Source organism: Nocardiopsis terrae, from assembly GCF_014651695.1.
Classification (GTDB): domain Bacteria; phylum Actinomycetota; class Actinomycetes; order Streptosporangiales; family Streptosporangiaceae; genus Nocardiopsis; species Nocardiopsis terrae.
This window is the reverse complement of sequence record NZ_BMXJ01000009.1, coordinates 120,042-139,746: the sequence shown is the minus strand read 5'-3', so window position 1 is coordinate 139,746 and position 19,705 is coordinate 120,042. Positions and strand designations below refer to the sequence as shown.

The 19,705-nt window shown below is 70.8% G+C and carries 17 protein-coding genes; 10 read left to right on the top strand and 7 right to left on the bottom strand.

Going from position 1 to position 19,705, the window contains the following annotated elements; all coding sequences use genetic code 11:
* Positions 1–173 precede the first annotated feature (173 nt).
* Positions 174–776: a TetR/AcrR family transcriptional regulator gene (locus tag IE195_RS23915; protein WP_191275521.1), complete on the top strand. Its 603-nt coding sequence runs from the start codon at positions 174–176 to the stop codon at positions 774–776.
* Positions 777–917: 141 nt separating this feature from the next.
* On the opposite strand, the gene IE195_RS23910 is transcribed toward IE195_RS23915, so the two are convergent.
* Entirely contained in the window at positions 918–1,238 is a 321-nt protein-coding gene (locus IE195_RS23910) for a hypothetical protein (protein ID WP_191275519.1), read from the bottom strand.
* A 182-nt stretch (positions 1,239–1,420) separates the two neighbouring features.
* Here IE195_RS23910 and IE195_RS23905 point away from each other — a divergent pair, with 182 nt between their 5' ends.
* Positions 1,421–2,071: an SAM-dependent methyltransferase gene (locus tag IE195_RS23905; protein WP_191275517.1), complete on the top strand. Its 651-nt coding sequence runs from the start codon at positions 1,421–1,423 to the stop codon at positions 2,069–2,071.
* Between the two features lie 77 nt (positions 2,072–2,148).
* On the opposite strand, the gene IE195_RS23900 is transcribed toward IE195_RS23905, so the two are convergent.
* Positions 2,149–2,529 (bottom strand): RidA family protein, encoded by a 381-nt coding sequence (locus tag IE195_RS23900; protein WP_191275515.1) that lies wholly within the window; start codon positions 2,527–2,529, stop codon positions 2,149–2,151.
* A gap of 188 nt (positions 2,530–2,717) precedes the next feature.
* On the opposite strand from IE195_RS23900, the gene IE195_RS23895 reads away from it, so the two are divergent.
* Positions 2,718–4,316 (top strand): N-acyl-D-amino-acid deacylase family protein, encoded by a 1,599-nt coding sequence (locus IE195_RS23895; protein ID WP_191275513.1) that lies wholly within the window; start codon positions 2,718–2,720, stop codon positions 4,314–4,316.
* Positions 4,313–5,218, top strand: a complete 906-nt coding sequence (locus tag IE195_RS23890) for a sugar kinase (protein ID WP_191275511.1) — start codon at positions 4,313–4,315, stop codon at positions 5,216–5,218. Before IE195_RS23895 ends, IE195_RS23890 begins: the two co-directional genes overlap by 4 nt.
* Before the next feature lie 46 nt (positions 5,219–5,264).
* Here the strand turns inward: IE195_RS23890 and IE195_RS23885 are convergent, their stop codons facing one another.
* The gene (locus tag IE195_RS23885; RefSeq protein WP_191275509.1) at positions 5,265–5,576 is read right to left on the bottom strand and encodes a hypothetical protein; all 312 of its coding nucleotides are present in this window, start codon (positions 5,574–5,576) and stop codon (positions 5,265–5,267) included.
* A 246-nt stretch (positions 5,577–5,822) separates the two neighbouring features.
* Here IE195_RS23885 and IE195_RS23880 point away from each other — a divergent pair, with 246 nt between their 5' ends.
* Both IE195_RS23880 and IE195_RS23875 read left to right on the top strand, forming a co-directional pair.
* On the top strand, positions 5,823–6,122 hold the full coding sequence (locus IE195_RS23880; protein WP_191275507.1) for a DUF6412 domain-containing protein: 300 nt from the start codon (positions 5,823–5,825) through the stop codon (positions 6,120–6,122).
* Positions 6,123–6,220: 98 nt separating this feature from the next.
* Positions 6,221–6,928, top strand: coding sequence for a YidC/Oxa1 family membrane protein insertase (locus tag IE195_RS23875; RefSeq protein ID WP_191275505.1), 708 nt, complete (start codon positions 6,221–6,223; stop codon positions 6,926–6,928).
* Positions 6,929–6,991: 63 nt separating this feature from the next.
* Here the strand turns inward: IE195_RS23875 and IE195_RS23870 are convergent, their stop codons facing one another.
* From IE195_RS23870 to IE195_RS23860, 3 genes are all read right to left on the bottom strand, one after another.
* Positions 6,992–7,609, bottom strand: a complete 618-nt coding sequence (locus IE195_RS23870) for a superoxide dismutase family protein (protein ID WP_191275503.1) — start codon at positions 7,607–7,609, stop codon at positions 6,992–6,994.
* A gap of 66 nt (positions 7,610–7,675) precedes the next feature.
* Positions 7,676–8,164, bottom strand: a complete 489-nt coding sequence (locus IE195_RS23865; protein WP_191275501.1) for a DUF3291 domain-containing protein — start codon at positions 8,162–8,164, stop codon at positions 7,676–7,678.
* Positions 8,165–8,196: 32 nt separating this feature from the next.
* On the bottom strand, positions 8,197–8,874 hold the full coding sequence (locus IE195_RS23860) for a helix-turn-helix transcriptional regulator (RefSeq protein ID WP_191275499.1): 678 nt from the start codon (positions 8,872–8,874) through the stop codon (positions 8,197–8,199).
* 85 nt (positions 8,875–8,959) lie between these two features.
* Between IE195_RS23860 and IE195_RS23855 the strand changes: the two genes are divergently transcribed.
* The 3 genes from IE195_RS23855 to IE195_RS23845 all read left to right on the top strand — a co-directional run bounded on the left by IE195_RS23855 (position 8,960) and on the right by IE195_RS23845 (position 12,099).
* The gene (locus IE195_RS23855; RefSeq protein ID WP_191275497.1) at positions 8,960–9,592 is read left to right on the top strand and encodes a YigZ family protein; all 633 of its coding nucleotides are present in this window, start codon (positions 8,960–8,962) and stop codon (positions 9,590–9,592) included.
* A 118-nt stretch (positions 9,593–9,710) separates the two neighbouring features.
* Positions 9,711–11,243, top strand: a complete 1,533-nt coding sequence (locus IE195_RS23850; protein WP_191275495.1) for an outer membrane protein assembly factor BamB family protein — start codon at positions 9,711–9,713, stop codon at positions 11,241–11,243.
* Between the two features lie 355 nt (positions 11,244–11,598).
* Entirely contained in the window at positions 11,599–12,099 is a 501-nt protein-coding gene (locus IE195_RS23845) for a sigma-70 family RNA polymerase sigma factor (RefSeq protein WP_229826412.1), read from the top strand.
* Between the two features lie 29 nt (positions 12,100–12,128).
* Here the strand turns inward: IE195_RS23845 and IE195_RS23840 are convergent, their stop codons facing one another.
* Positions 12,129–13,802, bottom strand: a complete 1,674-nt coding sequence (locus IE195_RS23840; RefSeq protein WP_191275491.1) for a hypothetical protein — start codon at positions 13,800–13,802, stop codon at positions 12,129–12,131.
* A 221-nt stretch (positions 13,803–14,023) separates the two neighbouring features.
* On the opposite strand from IE195_RS23840, the gene IE195_RS23835 reads away from it, so the two are divergent.
* Entirely contained in the window at positions 14,024–19,642 is a 5,619-nt protein-coding gene (locus tag IE195_RS23835; protein WP_191275489.1) for a hypothetical protein, read from the top strand.
* The last annotated feature ends 63 nt before the right edge of the window (positions 19,643–19,705 follow it).

Here is a 19,705-nt window from a genome sequence, read left to right as displayed (position 1 = left end):
GCACGAAAGCCCCACGGCACACACACCGGGGGCAAGCATCCACCTCAGGTATATGTAAACGCTGTTGACCTGTCAAATCGGTATCTCTACGCCCCTTCCGGTATGCGCCGGGTGCACCGAGGTGCCAACCTGGAAACCTGAAAGCCAGACCGCGGCCACCAAGGGGTGTGCAGATGGACCGTCCGGACAGGACCGGAGGCGGTGCCGGGGCGCCGGTGCGTGGCCGTGAGGCGACCAGGGAACGAATTCTCGCCAGCGCGAAGGTGCTGTTCACCAGCGAGGGGTACGGGGCGGTCTCCTCCCGCAAGATCGCTTCGCACGCGGGGGTGAACGTCGCCCTGATCAACCGCTACTTCGGGTCCAAGGCCGGACTGCTCACCGAGATCCTGCGCGAGGACGGCGTCTTCCCCAGACTGATCGAGGAGGGGCCGCCGGAGGGGCTGACGGAGCGGTTGGCCGAACACTCGGTCAGCCGGCTGCACGGCGAGGGGAGCCCGCTCCAGCTGTCGCTGGACGACTCGGCCGGCGACCCCGACCTCCAGGCGGTCTACCAGGGGCGGCTCAAGAGCGCGTTGATCGAGCCCCTCGCCGCCTACCTGGGCGGCAGGGACGCGCGTGTGCACGCCTCCCTGGTCGCCGCCGTGCTGATGGGGGTGGGCCGGGTCCGGCGGGTGGAGGGTGCGACCGCCCTGCGTGCGCACGACCGCGAGCAGCTCAAGGAGCGGGTGCTGGCCCTGTTGGAACTGTGCCTCAAGGACTTCGACCCCCCTGAGTAGGGCGCCCGGGCCTCGGGCCGGTCCCGGGCCCGGCCGCCCCTCCTGGGACGGGCGGCCGCCGAACGTGAGGGCCCCGGCCCTCCCGGGGCGGGAGAGGGGCGGGGCCCTGCGGGACGAGGCGTCCCGGTCCCTTCGGGGGTCCTAGAGCGGCAGGGCGCTGATCGCCGCGGCGACGCCGCCGATCGGCAGGACGAACGCCCAGTACTGCATCGGCACGAAGAAGAACGTGTGCGCGTTGCGGTACTCCACCGGCTGGCCGGTGGCGGGGTGGAAGCCCTGCCTGGGCGCGTTCAGCTTCCTGCCGGCGAAGTAGACGCCCACGGCGCCGAGGACGAGGCCCGCGCCCGCGCCGAGGCCCGCGGAGTCGCTGCCCAGGACTTCGGCTGCGAGGAAGCCGAGGGGGACGGTGAAGACCGCCGTGATGAGGACGACGAGAATTCCCCAGCCGTTCCAGATGATCATGTGGACCTCTATGAGCTGTTCTCGTGGGGGTATGGACGGTCAATGGGATGACATGTGGCGGATGTGTTGTTCCGGGTTTTTCCTGAGTCCCAGGGCGGATGCCTCGCTTTTTGCCGTTCCGGCAAGGGAGCTCGCTCGGCCCGCCGCCACTGAGCAGAGTGAGAGGCGGAGGTGGACGGCACATGACCCACGAACACGAGTCCCTGCCCGAGGAGATGGGCGAGGACTTCTGGAACGAGCGGTACCGCTCCGGTGAGCGGATCTGGAGCGGGAGGCCCAACCGGCACCTGGTGGCGGAGGCCGGGGGGCTGTCCCCGGGGAGGGCGCTGGACGTCGGCAGCGGCGAGGGCGCGGACGCGCTGTGGTTGGCCGAACGGGGATGGCGGGTGACCGCGGTCGACATCTCGTTCGTGGCGCTGGACCGGGCCGCGGCGCACGCCGCCGAGCGGGCGCCGGACGTCGCGGAACGGATTACCTGGCTGGAGGCGGACGTGACCCGGTGGTCTCCGCCGACGCCCGGGTTCGACCTGGTCACGGCCCAGTTCATGCACCTCCGCCCGGAACCCCGGGCGCGGTTGTTCGCGGGCCTGGCCGCCGCGGTGGCGCCCGGCGGTGAGCTCCTGGTGGTCGCGCACCACCCCAGCGACCTGGAGAGGGGGGTGCCGCGTCCGCCGGACCCCGAGCTGTTCTACGGGGGTGGGGAGGTGGTCGCCGCGCTCGCCGAGGGGGAGTGGGAGGTGCTCGTCGACGAGGCCCGGCCGGGGGAGCAGACCCTGGACGGCACCACCCACACCGTGCACGACCTGGTGGTCAGGGCGCGCCGTCTCGGGTAGGTAGTGGTCAGGGGGACCGGCCGCCCCGGTGCAACCGCTTGTCGGAGCGGCCGGTCCGTCAGGGGTCCGGAGTGTCGTCAGTCGCGGAGCTTGGCGACGACGTCGATTTCGACGAGGATGTTCGCCAGGTCCGAGCCCACGGTGGTCCGCACCGGGTAGGGGGCGGTGAAGTGCTGTTCGTAGACGGCGTTGAACTCCGGGAAGTCCGCCTTGAGGTTCTCCAGGTGGACGGTGGCCTTGACGACGTCGTCGAGGGTGAGGCCGTGTTCGGCGAGTACGGCGGAGACGTTGGCCAGTACCTGGGCGGTCTGTTCACCCACGGTCGGCGCGACCCGCCCGGTCTCGGGGTCCTGGGGACCGAACCCGGCCGTGTACAGGAACCCGCCCGCCACGACGCCCTGGCTGTAGGCCCCGGCCGGAGCGGGGGCCCTGTCGGTCCGGACCGCCTTCTTGGACATGTGACTCCTTCGGTCGGGTCTGGTGTGCACCTGCGCGTGCCGGTGCCCGTGCTGATCCACCGGCGGCGGAACACATTTACTGGCAACAAAGTTACCAATTTTCTTTCGCGCAGCGTATCTTGGGCCACACCGGCACGTCGGCGGAAGTCTCGCCGCACCGGGCGCCGGGGACCCCGAACGGAGGAACAGTGCAGCCCGAGACCGTACTCGCCGGAGGACGGGTGATCGACGGCAGCGGCGGCCCCTCCCGCCTCGCCGACCTCGTCCTGCGCAACGGCCGCATCAGCCATATCGTCCCGCCGGGAAGCGCCAGAACCACCGGAAACGTGATCGACGTGACCGGGCTCGCGGTATCCCCCGGGTTCATCGACATGCACGCCCACTCCGACCTCGCCCTGCTCGCCGACCCCGCCCACGAGGCCAAGGTCTGTCAGGGCGTCACCCTGGAGGTGCTGGGCCAGGACGGGCTCGGCTACGCCCCCGTCACCGACGGCACCGTCGAACCCGTCCGCGAACAGATCGCCGCCTGGAACGGGACACCGGAACTCGACCACTCCTGGCGCACGGTCGGCGAGTACCTCGACCGGATCGACCGCGGCTCCCCGACCAACGCCGCCTACCTCGTCCCCCAGGGCAACGTCCGGATGGCGGTGGTGGGCAACGACGACCGGCCCGCCACGGAATCCGAGGTCGACCGCATGCGCGCCCTCGTCGCCCGGGGCATGGCCGACGGCGCGCACGGGCTCTCCTCCGGCCTGACCTACACCCCCGGCATGTACGCCGACGACGACGAGATCGTCGCCCTCCTCGAACCCGTCCGCGCGGCGGGCGGCTACTACTGTCCCCACCACCGCAACTACGGCTCCAGGGTCGTGGAGTCCTACCAGGAGTGCCTGGACGTGGCCCGCCGCGCCCACGTGCCCCTCCACCTCGCGCACTGCCACGTCAACTTCCCGCAGAACCGGGGTCGGGCCCCCGAGGTCCTCGACGCCATCGACGAGGCCACCGTCCGGTACGGCCTCGACGTCACCCTCGACAGCTACCCCTACCGGGCCAGCGCCACCTACCTCGGTGCCCCGCTGCCGAGCTGGTCCCAGGAGGGCGGGACCGCCGCCGCGCTCGACCGCCTGCGCGACCCCGACACCCGGGCCCGCATCCTGCACGAGATCGAGGCGGAGGGCACCGACGGCAACCACGGCATCCCGATGGACTGGAGCACCCTCGTCGTCACCGGGACCGCGGACCCCGGGCTCTCCTGGGCCGTGGGCTCCTCCATCGCCGACCTCGCCGAACAGCGCGGTGAGGCCCCGGGACGGGTGTACGCCGACCTGCTGGTCGCCGACGAACTCCGCAGCGGCTGCCTCCTCCAGGTCGGCAACGAGGAGAACATCCGCGCGATCATGCGGCACAGCGCCCATACCGCCGGGAGCGACGGCATCCTCGTCGGCGACCGGCCGCACCCCCGGGGCTGGGGCACCTTCCCCCGCTACCTGGGCCACTACGTGCGCGAACTCGGCATCCTCAGCCTGGAGGAGTGCGTCCGCCACCTGACCTCGCGCCCCGCCCAACGGCTCGGCCTCACCGACCGGGGGTCCATCCAGCTCGGCGCCGTCGCCGACCTCGTCGTGTTCGACCCCGACACCGTGGACGCCCGGGCCACCTACGAGGACCCGCGCCGCACCCCGGTGGGCGTCGAACACGTCATGCTCGCCGGTGAGTTCACCCTCCGGGACGGCAGGCGCACCGACCGCCTGCCCGGCCGGTCGATTCGCAGGAGCCGCCGATGAGCGGGATCGACGCGGTCTGCGTCGGCGAGACCATGGCCGTGCTCACCTCACCCGAGGCCCTGGCGGAGGGGAGTCGGCTGAGCGTGGGCACCGGCGGGGCGGAGTCGAACACCGCCGTGGCGCTGGCCCGGCTCGGACACCGCGCCGCCTGGGTGAGCCGGGTCGGCGACGACCCCTTCGGCCGGATCGTCACCGGCGCCGTCGCCCGCAGCGGGGTCGACGTGCGCGGGGTGGAGGTGGACCCCGAACACCCCACCGGCCTGTACGTGAAGGACACCGCACCCGGAGGGGCGGGGGTCCTGTACTACCGGCGGGGGTCGGCGGCCTCGACGATGTCCGCCGCGGACGCGGAGAAGGTGTGGTCCCGGGGTCCTCGACTGGTGCACCTGTCCGGGATCACCCCGGCGCTGTCCGCCCGCTGCGCCACCCTGGTCGAGTACCTGCTCGACCGGCGCTCCGGCAACGGCGCGCTGCGTTCCTTCGACGTCAACCACCGGCCCGCCCTGTGGGCCGCACGCGAGGCCGGGCCGGTGCTGCTGGACCTGGCGCGCCGGGCCGACGTGGTGTTCGTCGGCCGTGACGAGGCCGAACGCCTGTGGGGCACCCCCGCCGCGGAGGACGTCCGCGCGGTCCTTCCGGAGGTGCCGACCCTGGTGGTCAAGGACGCCGCGCACGGGGCGACGTGCTTCGACGGGGCGGAGACGGTCTTCGTGCCCGCTCCGCCGGTCGAGGTCGTGGAGGAGGTCGGTGCGGGCGACGCCTTCGCCGCCGGGTACCTGTCCGGCCTGCTGAAGGGCCTGCCCGCCGACCGCCGCCTCGCTCTGGGCCACGCGGCCGCGGGCGAGGTCCTCCGTTCGCGCGGCGACACCCTCGAGAGCGTGCCCCGGGAACCGGGGCTCTGAGGGCGGGAAACAGGCACCGTGTCCGCGCCGGCGGCCGCGGGCCGGTTCAGCCGATGACGATGGCCCCGGCCAGGACCGGGGTGCCGAAGCGCACGGAGCCGTTCCCGGAGGCCAGGGTGCGGCTGCCCTGACAGCTGGTGCCCGCGAAGAGGGCGAACCGGGACTCGCCGTCGATCTCGACGACCCCGCCCTGGCCGGTCTCCAGGACGCGGCAGCCGCCGTTCTCCACGGTCTGCTCGTGTCCGGACTCGAAGGTGACGCGGACCGGCGCGGTCTCCTCCTCCTTGCTCGACATCCCCGAGATGGCTCCGGCGATGGTGGCGGACATGGTGGCAAGGTTCGCAGGGCGGATCGGCACGGGATTCCCCTCTTCACCGGGCTCACACGAGCCCTCAAGACACAGGTACTCAGGACGCGGCCGGGCGCAGAAGGCGCCGCCGAGTACGGAGTTGGCTACTCTGTGTCATTTAGCTACAGGATCACGTGAATGGAGGGGACCGGCGGCGGAGTGTCGGCGGATTTCTCCCTGGGGTGAACGGGGACTTTGTCGGCTTGGTGCCGTCTGGGTACGATCGGTTCCACCGGACGGGGAGGGAGGACGCGCGTGCAGTACCTGCTGCCGTTCCTGGAGTTCCTCACCTTCGGTTTCCTGCCCGCCGACCTTCCGCTGCCCGGCATGCCGGGCGGGGCCCTGACCCTCCTGGTCGTGGCGGTCGGCGCGGCCCTGGCCTGGATGGCCCTGCGCGGCACGGCCCCGTGGCCGGTCGGTGACACCGCCACCGGCACGGCGCACGCGATGCGCCGCAGATCGAGGAAGCTTCCGGTCCTCACCCTGTGTGACCCCGACGCGGCGGGCAGACCGCGTCCCAGGGCACCGGGAGCGGCCCTTCCGGCCGCTCGCTGACCCGCGCTCCGGGGCGGTGTCCCACGACACGCCCCCGCCGCGCCGCGGCTCCGAGCGGCCCGACGTCTGAACACCCCATCCGGACGAAGGGCCTCACCTTGTACACCCTCGGGCCGATCGCGGCCGCCATCAACCTGCTCTCCGCTGTTCTCGCCGCACTGACCGGCATACTCACCCCGCTCACCGGAGCCCTGGCCGCCGGGCTGGCGGTCCTCGCGCTGACCGTCGCCGTCCGGCTCCTCCTGCTGCCGTTGGGGGTGGCCCAGGTGCGGGCGGAGAAGCAGCGCGCCCGGCTCGCGCCCCGGCTGGCCGAGATCTCCGAACGCCACGGGGGGAACCCGGAACGGATGGTCGCCGAACAGCGCAGGGTCTACGTCGAGGCGGGAACCTCCCCGCTGGCCGGCTGCCTGCCGGGGCTGGCTCAGATCCCGCTGGTCATCGCCCTGTACGGGCTGTTCGTCGGTGCCGGCGCCGGTGAGGAGCCGCTGCTCGCGCACACCTTCGGCGGCGTCGAGCTGGGCTCCACCCTCGTCTCCAGCGCCGAAGGAGTCCTCGTCGCACCCGTCTTCGCCGTACTCCTCGCGCTGCTGGCCCTGGTGGCCTGGGCCAACCGCCGTTACGTGGTCCTGCCGATGACGAGGAACGGCCCGGTGCGGTCCCCGATGCTCGGGGCGCTGTCCTACATGCCGTTCACGACGGTCGCCGTCGCCGTGTTCGTACCGTTGGCGGCCGGGCTCTACCTGTTCGCCTCGACCGCCTGGGCGCTCGCGGAGAAGGTCGTCCTGCGCCGGGTCCTGCCGGACTGAGTTCCGGTGCCTCTCCGGCCCCGTGCGCCCCGCGCGCCGACACCGGGACCCGGGGCCGGGCCCCTAGAACTCGACGGTCACGCAGGCCAGGCGGTCGCCCGCGCTGCCCGCGTGGCCCTCGTGGGTGGCGGTGTGCTCGTCGTGCAGGACCAGGGACTGCGCCTCGCCCTCGCGGAACTCCCAGTCGACGGTGGCGGTGACGAAGGCGTTTCCGCTGTCGTCGGTGGTCATGTCCAGCCAGACCTCGTTCTCGGGGTTGGCGTACTCGGGGTCGCTGGAGGGCTCGCCCTCCGCGGCCTCGGGGTCGGCCTCGTTCTGGTAGTGCGGTCCGGCGTCGCCGGGGTCGTCGCCGCACCTGTCGGTGTGCACGTGGGCGCCGAAGTCCCGGTCCGCCTCCAGACCGGTCCCGGTGAACTGTACGAAGGTGGAGCCCTCCTGGACACGGACCTGGACGTCCGCGGTGGCGCCCTCGGGGACGGCGGTCTCGTCGTAGGTGACCGCCCCGGCGCCCTGCCCCGGGGGGAGGAAGGTCGAGGCGGTCACGCTCGGGGCGGTGGTGGGCTGGGCCGCAGGGCTGTCCGTGGCGGCCGATCCGTCGTTGGTGGAGGGTGTTCCCTGGGCGCAGCCGGTGGCGAGAAGGGCGGTCAGGGCCAGACCGGCGGCCGTTGGCGTAATGCGCATCTCGGGACTCCCGGGTGTTTGTTGCTGTGGATGCCCGCAACGTTACCCAAAGTGTGTGTCAGATAACTACGGGTGCGAGAACTGTGGTGTGGCCGGAGGGTCGAAGGGGTCCCTGAGCGTGAACGCATCGGGGCCGGGGCCCTTGGCGCGCAGGGTTTCCAGGCGCTGTCCGCCCTCCTCCGGTGTGGGGACGGTACCAGCAGGAATCCACCACAGCGCCAGATGGGCGCCGGAGAACCGGTGGAACCAGTCCCTGCGCTGGCGCAACAGCTCCAGGTGCTCGGTCCGGTAGGTGAAATCCCACAGCGACTCCACCGTCTCCCACACCGAGAGGTTCACCAGGACCTCGGTGCCGAACGGCCGCATCTTCGTCGCGTCCGGCTCCCCCTCCTCGACCAGCCGCCACACGAAGCCGGGGGAGCGGTCGGCCAGGGCGTTGACCGGTTCGAGGAGATCGGTGAACCCCGACATCGAGGGTTGGTCCAGGGGCTCCTTGAGCAGGCCGACGTTGATCTGGGCGAGATGGAACGAGGGGTGGGGTGAGGGGGTGCTCATGGGGTCAGGACACCATGACCCCGGTTTCTATGTCAAGAATCATTGTTTTTGGAAATGACCACGCAGCACCGACCGGATTCCGGGGCCAGCCGGGCCTCGGCGGCCTCCTCCCCCCGGGCCTCGGCGCGGGCGGCGAGCATGCCCCGCACCAGTTCCAGGTTGAGTCCGCAGGCCAGCGGCGGGAAGTCCCGGGCCAGCCGGTGGAACGGGCAGTTGCGCAGCCGGAACCCGGACCCGTCCGCCTCCCCCTCGGGGCCGGCCTCGGGCTCGTAACCCCGCGTACGCAGCAGTTCCAGCACCGACCCCGCCTCGGTGGCCGCGCCGATCCGCCGTCCCTCCTCCCGGGCCGCCGCGTGCAGGGACTCCTCCGCACCGTGCCGTTCCACCGCCTCGGCCAGCACCCGGGCGGCCAGTTCGTAGTCGCGTGGCGGCAACTGGATCGAGACCTCGTGCACCGAACGCCGGTACAGCTTGGCCGGCCGGCCCGACCCCGGCCCCTCGCGGCCGCTCACCTTGCGCCGGACCACCTCCAGCAGGCCCGCCTCCGCCAGCCGGTCCAGGTGGTGTGCGGCCAGCGTGCGCTGGATTCCGAGCGCCTCTGCGGCCTGGCCCCGCCCGACCTCCTCCCCCGAGTCCGCGACGTAGTTGTACAGCCTGCGCCGCAGGGGGTCGCCGAGGGCCCGGGCGGCGTCGATCGTGGAGTCGTCCATGTCCCCATTGTGCTCCGGGAGAGCCCGGCCCCCGCCGGGATGGCAGACTGGTGCGGCCCACCACGACCCCTGCTGAACAGGCGACATGCGAACGATCAGACGCGGCGGCGAACACGAGACCGAGATCAGGAAGTCCCGGTTCATCTGTGCCATGGCCAGAGTGGACAGTGAGGACGCCGCCCGCGCGTTCATCGCCGCGCGCCGCAAGGAGCACTGGGGCGCCAACCACAACTGCACCGCCTACGTGCTGGGCGACGACGGCGCGGTGCAGCGCTCCAGCGACGACGGAGAACCCGCCGGGACCGCGGGTGTTCCCATGCTGGAGGTACTGCGCCACCGCAGGATCACCGACACCGTCGCCGTGGTCACCCGCTACTTCGGCGGGACCAAACTCGGGGCGGGCGGCCTCATCCGCGCCTACGGGAACTCGGTGTCCGCCGCGGTCGAGGAGTTCGGGCTGCTGGAGCGCCGTCAACTGCTGGTGGTGGACGTGTTCGCCGACTACGTCCTGGGCGGGCGGCTGGAGAGCGACCTGCGCGACTCCTCCCTCACAGTCCGGGAGGTCGCCTACGAGGACCGGGTCCGCATCGAGGTGGCGCTCCCCGAGGCCGACCTGCCCGGCTTCGAGATCCGGTTGGCCGAGCTGACCGGCGGCAGGGCAGCCTTCGAGGTGAGGGGCACCACGGTCGTCGAGGTGGAACCAGAAACCGGCCCCTGAAAGCGCGGGTGGCGCGTACACAGAGCGGTAACGAGTGGTCGGCCCTGTGTACCCACCCGACCGTTTCCCGGCTTAGGATTTGCCGTGAACGTCATCGTTTCGTGGGGAGAGACCGTCAATGCGCAGCTCACGCGTGCCCCAGGCCCTGACCTGTGGCCTTGCGGTGCTGCTGGTCGCGGGGTGCACCGAGGACCCCGAACCGCCCGCACCCGCTCCCGAGGAGGAGCCCTCCCCGGTCCCCACCTCCTTCGCGGGCGAGGCACCCCCCGGCATCGAGGGCGACGTCCTGCGCTACCTGCACGGTGACGGAGCCGAGGTCCACGACCTCCTCGACGACCCCCTGGGCGTGCGCATCAGCCCCGTCGGCGGGGCCTTCCTGATCAGCTCCGGAGGCGAGGACCGCCACCTGCTGCACGACGCGGCCACCGGCGAGACCCTCTGGGAGGGGCAGGCGCGCTTCCGCGGGTTCGACGTCGACTCGGCGGGTGAGACCGTCCTGCTCATGGCGGACGGTGACGGCGCCCCCTTCGCCCTGGGAGCGGACGGTGAGACCCGCTGGGAGCCGGACGAACCCGGTGACGCCTACCTCGACGGGGTGGCGGTGCGCCGCCCGGCCGAGTGGAGCACGGAGGAGCCCTACGGCGACTACTCCGTCCTGGACACCGACGGCGGCGAGTTGTGGTCCTACACCTTCGAGCCGGAGCCGGAGCCGGAGCCGGAGGAGGACGAGGACGAGGGGGACCCGGAGGCCCCGGAGGGCACCGGCACCGAAGAGGACACCGGGGCCGAGGAGCCCGAGGAGGACGCGGACGAAGCCGGCCAGGAGGCCGGGCGCCTCGGTGTTCCGGTGGCAGTCTGGGACGACACCGTGCTGCTGGACTCCGGCGATTCGGCCCTGCACGCCCACTCCCTGGACCCCGAGGAGGCCGGAGAGCACCTGTGGTCCGCGAGCGCGGACGACGAGGAGCTGGACCTGCCCGCCACCGCGCCGGTCTCGGTACCGCAGGTCCTCGGTGTCTTCCGGGCGCCCGAACCCGAGGGTGAAGAGGCCGAGGAGGAGGACGGTGAGGGGGACGGGGCCGGACCGGACGTGGTCCTGCTGCGCTGGGCCCAGCCCGAGGCGCCCTCGATCCTGTCCGCGCACGACGCCGCCGACGGCACCCCGCTGTGGACCCTGGAGGAGGCGGGGACCAACCCGGTCTCCCGGAAGTTCGACGAGGCCGGGGCTCCGGGCAGCCTCTACGACACCGACACCGCGACCCTGCTGCTGCCGCAGGCCAGCGGTGAGGCCACGTTCGTCGCCGTGGACCTGGTCGCGGGCGAGGTCCGCTGGGGTCTGGAGGAGGAGGCCGGTTCGATCTCACCGGCCTTCGCGCACGGCGGCCTGATCTACGGAGACCTGCGCTCCAACGAGGAGGGCGACCCGCAGTTGGTGCTGGACGCCGAGACCATGGACGTGGTCGGTGAGGACCTCTCCGCGTACGTGGAGGCGGTCACCGACACCGGGCACGCCATCCTCGTCCAGGACCGCCAGCGGTTCGTCTTCGGCCCCGAGCCCGAGCCGGAGGAAGAGGACAGCGGGGACGCGGAGGAGCGCACTGACGGCTCCGAGCCCCCCGAGGACGGCGTCCCCTCCGACGACGCCAGCTGACGGCCCCACCAACACGTCGATCGGCCCCTCCCCCAGATCACACGAGGGTCGCGCTCCGGTGAACACCCGTCGTCCGTCCGGCGGGCCCCACGGGCGCGCCATGGGTGATCGGTGGCACATTCCTCCTCCCCGGTTCCCCCCGGAAACCGGGATGGCCTGTGGAAACCCACCCCGCCGCAGAAGTCGTGTCTTTTGGCACCGGACGCGTGAGAACCAAGGGACGTCCAGCGATGTCCCATGGAGGTGTGTACCGGAAGACAGGTTCCCTTCGCGGAATCTTCCCCCCGCCTCCCGGAGGTTTTCGATGGCTGCTGAGGGTAGTTCCGAAAGGCCGGACAGCCCTGAGTTCCACGACTTGTTTCTGGCGCACTTCGACACACTCGTCGCCTTCCTCATGGCCCGCACGGACGTCGGACGACACGGCGCCGAGGACCTGGCCCAGGAGGTGATGGTCCGCGCCTGGAGGTCGTGGCCCAAGCTGGTCGGAGACGTCCAGGACCTCGGTCCCTGGTTGCGCACAGTCGCCAGGCGCCTGGCGATCGACACCAACCGGGCCCGCCGCGCCCGCCCCGAGGAGATCCTGTGTGACACGTCCTCGAACCTCGCGGAGCGGGCCGTGGCCGAGGAACACGACAGGTACGTGTTGGACCGCGTCACCGCCCGCGCGGTGATGGGTCTCCTCGGTCCCCGGCACCGACAGGTGATCGAGCTCTACTACCTGCGCGACCTCGACATCCGGACGATCTCCCGGTACCTCTCGGTACCGGAGGGCACCGTCAAATCCCGGCTGCACCACGCCGTCCGCCTGATGCGACGCCAGAGCTGGCGCGAACTGCGCGGCACGCTCTCCGGGTAAGCCGTGGGATCCCAATCCCGCCGGGAGTTTTACCGGCGTCCCGCGGGTCCGCTCTGCCCCGCAGCCTGCGGGGGCCGCCCTGGCCGGGGCCGGGAAGCATGATCGCCTGCGGCTCTCCTCGGATCACGTCGTCCCGGATCGCCGCGCCTACCCCGCTCATTCTGGTCCCGTGCCTTGTCCCTTACGGTCGAGTCGCGCGGCCGCTGCCCGCTCAGCCTGACCGCTCGCTTGCGCTCTCGCGCCCGTGAACTGCGCAACGTGACCGTCACCCCCAGCGGGCCGGTGTCCATGACGCCGTCCTCAGTCACGGTCCAGTGCCAGTGCGCGTACCTGGACTCCCCCTGCGCCAGGACCAGCGTGTCCTCGGGCAGGAGCGGCAACACGTCCTCGTCCTCGCTCCGCAGCGGGCGCGGGAGCAGCACCACCCGGCGGATCTCGCGGAGGCCGGACCGCCCGCTCATGGGTGCGGGTTCCAGGCCCGGGGGCGGCGTGAGGTCCTTGCGCAGGGCCGCACGCAACGGCTCGCCGCGTTCCAGCTCCCGCACCCCCAGCCCGCATTCGCGTAGCCCGTCGGCGGCTATCTCCAGCGCCTCCACTGCTGTCCTCTGGTGTCCGCCGATCGTCAGCAGCCCTTTCAGCCGCATGAAGTCCACGAAGACCTGCTCGCCCCCAACGGGGCGCTCGATGATGCCCATGCTGACGAGGAGACCTTGGGTGACCAGGCCCAGGCCGGTGTGGGTGGTGGTGTTGAACCGCACGGCCGAGGTCGCGGACTTGCTTCGGGAGTGCCGCCACACCGTCGGTCGCAGAACCCGCCAGGAAGCGGCCGGGGGTGTGGAGTTCGCGGGGACCAGAACGGTGATCATCCGAGGCGCGGTGAACACCGCCACCGGTCGCGCGGGGACCTCAGCCGGGGCGCTCAGAAGTTCAGCGAAGGCGATGTTGGCCCGCTTGGCAGCGCCCCGGTCCGCAGCGATCACGTCCGAGGCGTCTCTGCGGCGCCGTTCGCGCCGCAGAGTCCTGACGAAACGGGGCGGTTTCGGGACCCGCCAGGGCAGGGCGGCGATCCTCCGGAAGGGCCACGAGACACCACGCAGGATGGGTTGCCAGAACAGCGCGAAGACGGTCAGGGTCACCAGCACGGACAGACCGATGGCCAGGTACTTGGGGTTGATGTTCGGCCGGGTGGAGCCCGGAGTGAAGAAACCGCCCGAGGCCTCCTCGCTCGGTTCCGCCGTCGGAGACGGTGACTCCGAGGGCTCCTCCTCCGGCTTAGGGGGCGGGGCAGGCGGGGCTGGCGGGGTCGACCCCTGCGCCAGCGCCGCGTCCACGGCCGCCACACACAACGGGTCCTGCCCTTCCAGAACCCCTTCTCCCGCAGCGTCCCACGGCATGATCAGGTGCCAGCCCGGCCGTAGCTCCTGGTCACTGGTGAGGGCGCCGCCGTCCGGCTGGACACGGCCCTGGGTGTACTCGTAGATCTCCGATGCCCGGACGGGGTCTCCCAGGACCGTCTCGGCGATCTCGAACAACCCGCCCGAGGCTTCCGGGACCGTGTAGTAGATGAGGGTCGGGCAGTTGGCGTAGGGGTCGACCGGTACGGGTTCGGCGGAGGCTGGGGCCGCGGGCCACAACAATGGCGAAGAGAGCATCACGATGCCCGTCACCACCGCCCCGAACCGCAGTCTTGCTCTTCTTGTCACTCCGCCGCTCCCGTATCGTGCCCCGAGCCTCCACGCCCTGTTGGAGAGTACGTGTGTGAGTTTGCCAGGGTTCATCCGGCCTCGATGGCCGTGCCATGTTTTTCATTGAACTCGAGAGCTTTGACCGCCGTACTCCATACCGGACGGGTCGAGGGCCGCGAGGCGGTATGCGGCCGTGCGCGTGCCGGGAAGCCAGCGGGACAAGGAGAGCGAGAAACGACGTGAGCGACACTGACCGTTCCGGGGATTGGGACTGGTTCACGCTGGTGGGCGAGAAGTCGGACCCGGTGCCGTGGACCTTCATCCCGGCAAACTCGCTCCGTTTCCACTACCAGCAGCTGGCTGAGGCCTGTGAGGAAGCCTCCGAGGACGTGAGAGCCGTCAAGTCGGGCGATATCGGCAAGGGCGAGACGGTGGACGCGCTTCAGGATCTCGTCGGCCAGCTGCCGAAGCTGCTCGATGACGCCGCTGAGTCCTTCGGTCAGGCAGCCGACGCGTTCGACAAGTGGAGCGAGCTCGTGGAGAGGCTCCGTCCCGCCACCGAGCAGCTGGTGATCAATGCCCAAGCTGCCTATGACGAGCTCGAGGACAAGGACGACTGGGAGAAGGAGAATCTCAGGGACCTCTACTTCGATGAGATGGCGGGCTACCGCACCGAGCTCGACACCGTCGAGACGGAGGTCATCAGTGAGCTCAACGAGCTGCTGAGAGGCGGCTTGGAGAAAGCCTGGGACCTGTGGAACAACATCGTCGAGTGGACCGAGGACAACCCGATCATCTATGCGGTCGTCATGGTCGCGGTGGGGATCGTCGCCGTCTTCGTTCCCGTGATCGGTATCGCCCTGGCGCTGGCCGCGCTGGCCGTCACCCTCACCTCCCTGCACCGCAAGGACAAACTCGGGTGGAACATGGAGGCGATCACCATGATCGCCCTGGACCTCGTCTCGCTGATCCCCGGTGCCGCGGTCATCAAGGGGGGAGCCATGCTGGGGATGGGCGCCTCCTTCCTCGCCCGGAACTCCGGCCGTGCCGGTGCCGCGATCAACGGAGCGGCGAACTCCCTGCGGGCCAGCACCGCCGGAACGACCATCAGCAACGTGGTGAGCAGCGCCAGTACGACGCGCGCGGCCATCAACCAGGGAACCTGGCGCGGTAGCTCGGGCGCGAGCCTGGCCGCTGACATCGGACTGAGTTCGGCACGTGAGGCGACGCTGAGCACCGCCGCCGACGTCACGATCCAGGTGGCGTCCGGGCAGGACATCAGCGCGCAGAGCCTGGCGCAGTCCGCGCTCATGGGAGCGGCCACGGGCGCCCCCGGCGGTGCTGTTGGCGCGATGCACGACCACAACGCGTTCTCCGCCATGGGGGGCGACGGCAGCCTCACCGGCACCGAAACCAACATCTCCTCACCGACGGGAGACACCGCGAGCTCCACGATGGGGGCCAACGACATTGCCCCGGACAGCTCTTCACCTGCCGCAGCTCAGGGCGACGCAGGTGGTGTGACGTCGGACTTCAGCGGGGACGGGGGCGGCACCTTCTCGTCCGGCGACGGTGTGACGACCACGATCAGTGCTTCCGGGGGTGAGGGCGCGAACTTCGGTGCGGCCGGTGACGGCGGTGGAAACCCACCAGCTGCCGGAGACCGGGGGGACACGGTACCCACGTTCACCGCCGACCCCCCGACACCCGCTGCTGACTTCTCGGCTCCGGCCTCGGACACCCCCGCCCCGGCGCAGGGTTCGGTTCAGGGGCCGGACTCCGCCACTACCGACCTGCCCGCTGCCGAGGGGCCGGGTGCCCCCGCCGACGCTTCGTCTGGTCCTGAGGCAACGACGCCCCGTGGGGACACGGAGTCCGCTCCGGCGTCCGATCCGGTCGCCCCCCGGGAGAGCAACGGAGACGGGCCCGCCCCACAGCGTGAGGGTGACCCGGCCGGCGAGGGCGGTCCTCGAGCCGGTACCGCCACCCAGGCAGCCAGGACCTCCACCGGGGACGGGACCGACGTGTCCACCCGGTTCGACGGTGACGGCAACGTCGTGGACACGACCATCAACACGGGCAACCCCCGGGAGGGCACCGGTACGGAGTTCACTCACGATCCGAACAGCGGAACCACCCGGATCGAGACCAGCGACGGTCTGCCCCAGAACGCCCCGGAGAGCGCGGACTCCCCCAACGGTCGAGTCGAGACCATCCACACCACACACACCAGTGTCACGGACAGCGGGACCAGCAGCCGGGGTGAGTACGGGGACATAGGGTTCACCCGGACCGACGACGGGACCTTCGAGGCCCGCTTCCAGGGTGAGGACCTTCGGGTCTCCTTCCCGAACGCGGGAGAGGCCGTGGTCGGCACCTCCGACGGAGGCAGCGTGCCGGTGCGTTCCGAGGACGGCGGTGTGCGTGTCGGCGACGACACTGGTGGTGTGGTGATCAGACAGGGCGGCGACCCGGGAATCGAACTGCCCACGACTGACGGCCTCCCCGACCTCAGCCTCAGCTCCAGCGACCAGGCCGTCAGCGTCGCCGCGGCGGCTGGCGCGGTCACCGCTGTGCGCACGTCGGGTGGCACCGACATCCGCAACGGCCAGGGCGCCCGTGTGAACAGGCCCGACGATGCGGGCAAGCCCACGACCATCCGCCCGGACGGCTCGCGACCGACCACTCTCACCACGGATCGCGGTACCGGCATCACCCTCGGGGCAGAGGGCGGAAACACCACCGTCCACGACCCCGTCGGTGGACGCTCCACCCAGTTCGGTGACTCCCACTACCGTGTCGGCAGCGCCGACGGCAGCCACCGTTTCGACGCGGTGAACCGCCATGTCACCGCCGAGACCACCGGAAGTCAGGGGACCGCCGGGACCGACCGGGTGGAGATCGGCGGCAAGCCCGGGACAGACGGGGCCGGCATCCGCCTGAACGCCGACACCAACGGTAACGTCGGCGGGCACACCGGCGGTACCGACTTCGGGATCTCCCCGGAGACCGGTACCACCGCCGTCCACGGCGACACCACCCTGACCAGTTCACCGGATGGGCGGACCACCCTGGGAGACGTGCGGGTCGAGCCCGACGGCACCGTTCACCACCCGGACTTCACGCTTCACCCGGACGGCAGCAGCGCGGTCCGGGACCCCGACGGCGGGTCCACGGACCATCCCCCCGCCAGTGAGGCGGGAACCCGTCTGGAGAGCCGTGGGGCGGAGGTGAGTACCCAGCCGGACCCGGCGGGAGGCACTCGTACCTCGGTGCGCAGCGAAGGATGGACCTTCGTCAGGAACGGGGACGGCAGTACCCAGATCCGCCCGCCCGAGGACGCGGACGGTACGTCGGTCACCATCTCCCGGACCCGGGACGGCCAGGTGGAGGTGGTCGCTGGCGGGTACAGCGCCAGAGTCGCTGGCGGTGAGGCCGTCGCGAGCTCTCCGGACTCCTTGAACGTCACCGCCTCCGAGCGCGGCGGACAGGCACAGGACGGTACACACGTCACCCGCGTCGGGCCGGACGGCGACGGTCAGACCCGCAGTACCGACCCGGATGGTGCCGTCCTCGCCTCCCATACGGACGGGCAGGGGCAGATCGCGCTTCCCGACGGGATCACGGTGACCCACACGCCCGAAGGCGGCAGCGCCCGACTGGCACCGGACAGCACGTCCGGGGTTGTCTCGGGCGATACCGTGATCCGTCAGGACCCCGACAGCGGGGTGCGGGTCGAGCCCGACGGCCCCGACGCGCCCTGGCGGGTGGAGGCGGGCAACGACGGTGTGGTCCGGGCTGACAGCGGAGCGGACACCCGGATCGAGTCGCGTCCGGACGGGTCCGCGCAGGCCCGCTCCAGTCACGGGGGGCGTCCCTTCCACACGGAGGTCGGCGTCCGCGGCGACGTCCGCACCACCGATGTCCGGGACGGGACGAGCTATCTTCCGTTCCGGGGAGGAGCCGAGGTCCGGGGCTCCGACGGCAACGCCGCGGTCCGGATCAACGACCACACGACCCGGGTCGTCCCCGCCTCCGGGCGGCCCCAGAGCGTCGACTTCGCTCCGGACGGTTCGGTCGAGCAGATCCGGGTGAACGGCGGGGGACGCGGTCAGCCCGTGCACACCCCGGACGGGAGGGTCACCGTACAGGGTGACTCCACGAGCACTGTCTCGGGCCCGGACGGTATCCGGCACAGCCAGAACAACAACCGGTCCAACGTCACGGTCGGCGAGACCACCACGATTCAGCGGAACCCGTTCTTCGGCTCCGGGAGTACCACCACGCACGGTGGGTCCCCCGACGCTCTGGTCAACGTCGCGCACGACGGAAGCCAGCAGTCGTTCGACGCGGGTGGTGCCACCAGCCAGAGTCTGACGGAGAGCGGTACCGGGAGCGGGCGGTCGCCGCGCAGCACCCGGGCCGAGGTCACCCGGACGGGGGAGACCACCAGGGTCGAGCAGGTCTACTCCCGGGTCGACGATCCGCGCGGTCCGGTCACCGGGCCGACCATGACCCGCGACACCGGGACGGACACCAGCACGGTCAGCCACGGTGGCTACGAGGTCGCTCAGCGCCCGGGGGCCGAAGGCGGCCGCGACGTCACCGTCCGTACCGGGGATTCGCTGCCGGAGGTGACCTGTCTCGACAACGGCACGGCCATCGTCAGGAGCGACGAACTGAGCGTGCGGAGCAACCCGGTGGCGGACGATGGTCCGACCGTGAAGGTTGAGCCCGCCAAGGGTGATGAGAACCCGATCACCGTGGAGAGGAGCTCGGACGGGACGATCACGGTCAGGGAGGGAGACAAGACCGTGGTCCAGCAGAAGCCGGGCGAGAAGCCGGTCATCGGAGAGGGCGAGTGGAAGCCCGGGACGGACACCACCCCCACCGGGGCGCGGGTCGAGACGTTCGCGGACCAGAGCGTCACGCTCAGAAGGACGGACGGTGACGGAACTGTCAGCACGACCGTGCGCCCCGACGGAGGCTTCTCCTACCGCTCCCCGTCCAACGCCCACCAGGTGAACGTCTCGCCCAACGGTCTGCCGACCCACGTGAACAACCGGCCCAACGGCGACACGTCCACCACCACGCAGTTCGGCAACGGGACGATCGACATCCAGAGCCGTGACATGGGGCCGCGGTCCGCTGACGGGGAGACCCAGACGACGCACAGCACCACCAGAATCGGAACGGACGGTTCGGTGGAGAGTCGGATCCGGCGTCCCAACACCTCCCCGGACCACGGTCCGCTTCCGGAGAGCTGGACCGTGGGTGTGGACTCCCACGGACAGGCGACGACTGTGAACAACCGCACCTGGACGGAGGCTCCACTGCGGCTGAACGAGCACGGAAGCCTCCGTGAGATCCGAACTCCTGCGGAGGCGACCCACGGGGACAAGAAGCCGAGCTCCTTGCCGTGGATCCACAGTAGGGAGGATCTGAGGGTGATCGCTGAAAACATGCGTTGGGAGGTAGTGAAGTCCTTTGCGAATGTTGCCGGTGGCTTCATCGCCACCCCCGTGGTGCAGGAATTCAGCGAGCACGTCCTCGGTATGGAGGAGGACGAGATCGCTCCCGACGCCAGTCTCGAAATGGCGTTCGCGCAAATTGCCACCGCTCTCCCGAAGGGCTCCGCAGACGAGGCCTACACCGGAACGGCGGGCCTTCCGGAGTTCGGTCCGGGACAGATCCCGTGGAGGTTCGCCTCGGAGTTCGGGCACCAGGCAATGCGGAACCGCCTCGTCGAACTGTGGGAGCAGGGCGAATCCCCGGAGGAGCACACGATCGAGGCGCAGATCTCCGAGAGTATAGCTACGGATCTGGGTGAAACGGCTGAGGAGGAGGCGGCAAATTAGAGACTTTCCCTTTCTGGTCTTTTCTTCTTCTGCGGGGTGTCGTCTGCCGGCTCGGGATCTTTG